Origin of the sequence: uncultured Lactobacillus sp. (genome assembly GCF_947367085.1) — a bacterium.
GTDB lineage: Bacteria > Bacillota > Bacilli > Lactobacillales > Lactobacillaceae > Lactobacillus.
In genome coordinates this window covers 1-3,762 of record NZ_CANBCP010000097.1, presented here as the reverse complement: position 1 = coordinate 3,762, position 3,762 = coordinate 1, and the positions used below count along the sequence as shown (strand labels likewise).

General features: G+C 33.2%; 4 protein-coding genes. All 4 read right to left on the bottom strand.

Annotated elements, in window-relative coordinates:
* On the bottom strand, positions 1-719 hold a 719-nt coding region (locus Q0Y70_RS09670), incomplete at its 3' end, for an HTH domain-containing protein (protein ID WP_297820453.1).
* 17 nt (positions 720-736) lie between these two features.
* The gene (locus Q0Y70_RS09665; protein ID WP_297820450.1) at positions 737-1,894 is read right to left on the bottom strand and encodes a MalY/PatB family protein; all 1,158 of its coding nucleotides are present in this window, start codon (positions 1,892-1,894) and stop codon (positions 737-739) included.
* A 9-nt stretch (positions 1,895-1,903) separates the two neighbouring features.
* Positions 1,904-3,337, bottom strand: coding sequence for a fructose-specific PTS transporter subunit EIIC (locus tag Q0Y70_RS09660; protein WP_297820447.1), 1,434 nt, complete (start codon positions 3,335-3,337; stop codon positions 1,904-1,906).
* A gap of 14 nt (positions 3,338-3,351) precedes the next feature.
* Positions 3,352-3,762, bottom strand: a 411-nt coding sequence (locus tag Q0Y70_RS09655) for a PTS sugar transporter subunit IIA (protein ID WP_297820443.1), incomplete at its 5' end; no start/stop codon positions are given.

Genomic DNA, 3,762 nt, shown 5'->3' with positions numbered 1-3,762 from the left:
GTCAAGTTATTATTCGGTTCTTCGAAACCATTTTCGATAAAAATTTGATCTATTATTTCACTTATCTTTTTTCTTTGGATATTCAATAAATATATTAATTCAAGCTTATCCTTAATAAAAATGGAAGACTTATAATAGTTTTCAACAAATAATTGGACTTGCAACTGATCTTTAGTCAAAAATTGATTAGTAGCGGCCTTATAATTAAAAATCAATTGACTCCTATCTGGTGCTGTAAATCCCAAATTCTTACGTAAATCAGGATATTCAATTAATAGATTAACTAAAAAATCCATTTTTACTGCTTCATTAGCTCTGATAATAATGCCAGTTCCTTGTTTTAAATCAAATATAATAAACTCTGCATATTCTTCATTTAAACTTTTCAGTAATTCTTTAAGCTTTGCCTTTGAGATATATAATTTATCACATGCCTCATCTAATGATAATTCATCTGAAGTGAGAGACAAGAACAACAATTTAATTTTATCAGGAATCCTCTCTTGTAAAAGTTCAAACAATTTGATTTCTGAAAATACTTCAAGTTTACAAAAACCTTCAATATTAATCTGAGCAATATTTTTCAACTCTTCATTAATAAACCTAATATCCCTGGAAATCGTCCTTTCTGAGACATTAATTTTTCTTGCTAATTGATTAACTGTTAAGTCTCTATCATGAAGTAGCTTAATTATTTGTTTTTGTCTTTCAGAAATCATTTTTATTCCATCTTTCGCTAACTTAAAGCTATTTCTATTCTATTCAATCCTTCGATAACCTTGCTACGTGGACAAGCAATATTCATCCTCAAACGATTTTGGTCGCCGTAAGTGGAACCTTTCATTATTCCCACATGCCCTTTGTCTATTAGCAAATGTTGTAATTCATCTTCTGTTAATTGAAGTGCTGAACTATCTATCCAAGCTAAATAAGTACCTTGAGGTTTTATAAACTTTAAGCCCAAATCCTTTTCAGTAAAAAATTTCTCTACTGTATCCATATTTTTATCTAAATAAGGCAGTAAGTGATCAACATATTTCTCGCATTTATATTCAGCAATTTGCGAAAGCATCCCAAAGATACTTACAGAAGATAGAGCATTTTTCTGCTTTAGGTCAATCAGATACTGTTCATAATCTACTTTATTGGGACATAGAATATATGCTCCGATTAAGCCAGGAGTATTAAAAGTCTTTGAGCCTGAACTGCATAACACTACATTCTTTTTAGCATATTTTAAAACTGGAGTATATTTATTAGGTTTATATACAATGTCTTGATGTATATCATCTGAAATTAAAAAGACATTATATTGTTCACAAAAAGATACGATGTGTTCTAATTCACTTGCTGAAAACACTTTTCCAGTAGGATTATGTGGATTTGTTAACAAAAATATTTTTACATTCTTTTGACACAATACTCTTTCTAAACCATCCCAGTCAATTTTGTAATGGCTATAAGCATCACCTAATTTAACTGGTACTAATAATCTATTGTTTGATTCAATTGTATTAAAGAATGCATCATACATTGGAATAAAGGTTGCAACTGCTTCTCCAGGACTAGAATGCATTTTAATAAAATCAGAAATTGCAAATACTACACTGGGAGTATAAGCTACAATATCTTCTGAAAATTTCTGATTGAATCTTTTTAAATACCAATTCGTAATTGCTGATTTGTAATCATGATGATTCCATCGAGTATATCCATAGATAGGATGTTCAATTCTTTTCTTCAGAGTTTCCTGTACTTCTTTTGGAACTGCAAAATCTGTATCTGAAATAGAAAAAGGTAAAACATCATTTCTTCCAAAGCGATCTATAGCATAATCCCATTGGGTACTATAGGTATTATGCCGATTTATAATCTTATCAAACCCCTCAATCATATTATCACCTTATTTTTCTTCCAAAACCTTTTGTTCTTGCTTCTTCATCCAAATACTCTTAAATATAATGATAAATGTGACATTAAGTACAAGTCCGACTGCCAAACAAATATAGAAATTGTACCAAGGATGAACTAAACCAAGAAGAGGATCTAAAACATTAATACCGGGAGCTATTCGATCTACACCTAGTAACATTGTTAATGCTCCTGTAAGAGCTCCTGCTAAGGTATTAGCACTGATCATCGGAAGTGGAGCTGCCAATGCATAAGGAATCGCTGGTTCTGTTGCAACTGTGGCTCCAACTAATAATGCTGGTAAAGCTGATCCGATTTCTTGTTTTGTAAATAAGCTTGGCTTAATCCAACAAGCAATAGCTACTGCTACTGGTGGAAGAGTTGTAACCACCCCAACTACTCCATACCAAGAATATACGTGTGAGCCAATAAGTGAAAATGCAAAGAACCAAGCCGCTTTATTAACTGGACCACCCATATCAAAGGCAAGCATTCCTCCAACTATTAATCCTCCAACAATTTTTAGTGATGGTGGTATGGTATTTAAGAAGTGAAGTAAAACACCCATAAGCCATGAAGCAAAAGGTGCTAATGCAAACCAACTAATTAAACCAAATACTAGTAGTGTGACAAATGGTATTACTAAAAACCCCATTGTAGACTGGAAAGTTTTTCCGACTTTGACCGTCTTAAACCATTTAACAAAATAACCGATTGCTAAGCCTAAAATAACTGCTCCAATAAATCCTGCACCTGTTTTCTTACCGAATAAATCTGGTGAATTTGCAAAGTATGAACAAATAAATGCAGGTGCAAAAGCTGGTTTATCACCAATAGAATAAGCAATATAGGCGCCCATGATCGGAACCATAAATGTAAATCCCAAGCCACCAATCGTATTTAGTGCCCATGGTAAACTTCCAATACTACCATTTTTTGGCGCTATATTAGGCATTCCAAATTGTGCCAAAATGCTCCCTAAAGCCATACACAAACCACCAGCGATAACGAATGGAAGCGCAGCTGACACACCAGCCATTAGGTGACTAATAAATCCAGTCTGAACTGATTCTTGCTTATCACCTAATTTAACTTTAGAAGCAGAAAATACTTTTGCTTCCAAACTAAGATTATCCATAATCTTAGGAACGTTTCTTAAAGCTTCAGAAACGGGAATTTCAATTACTTTCTTTCCATTAAATCTGGCTTTGTCTTCATCTGTCATTCCTTTGCCCAAAGCAAGAATCACATAATCAGCTTTTTTAATTTGATCTGGAGTCAATTGATTTTCAATCCCACTAGCTCCTTGAGTTTCCACATGGACCTCGTAGCCTCTTTTTTTAGCTTCATCTTCAATTTTTTCAGCTACCATATAAGTATGTGCTATACCAGCCGGGCAGTTGGTAACCGCTACTATCTCTGTCATAATTTTTCACCTCTTTAAGCGATAGTCTCTTTAATCAAGTCAGCAATTTGATCAGCATCTTTCGTTTGCAGCTGATTTATGAAATTACTATGGATAATTTTTCTACTTAATTTTGCTAGAGTATCTAGATGTTCTTTAGCAGCATTCTCAGGTACTACGATGGCAATTATTAAATTCACCGGTTGATCATCCATTGAATTCCAATCTACTTTGTTATTAAGTCGAACAAAGAAAATAGATGGCTCATTAACATCGCTTGTTTTAGCATGAGGAATTGCTACCCCATTTCCAAATCCTGTTGAAAATTCTTTTTCTCTTTCTAAAAAATCTTTCTTTAAATTAGTAGCATTTGAAGTAAAGCCTAGTTCAAATGCTTTCTCTGATATCATTCTTAAAACCTGTCTCTTATACACATCTGACGCTGC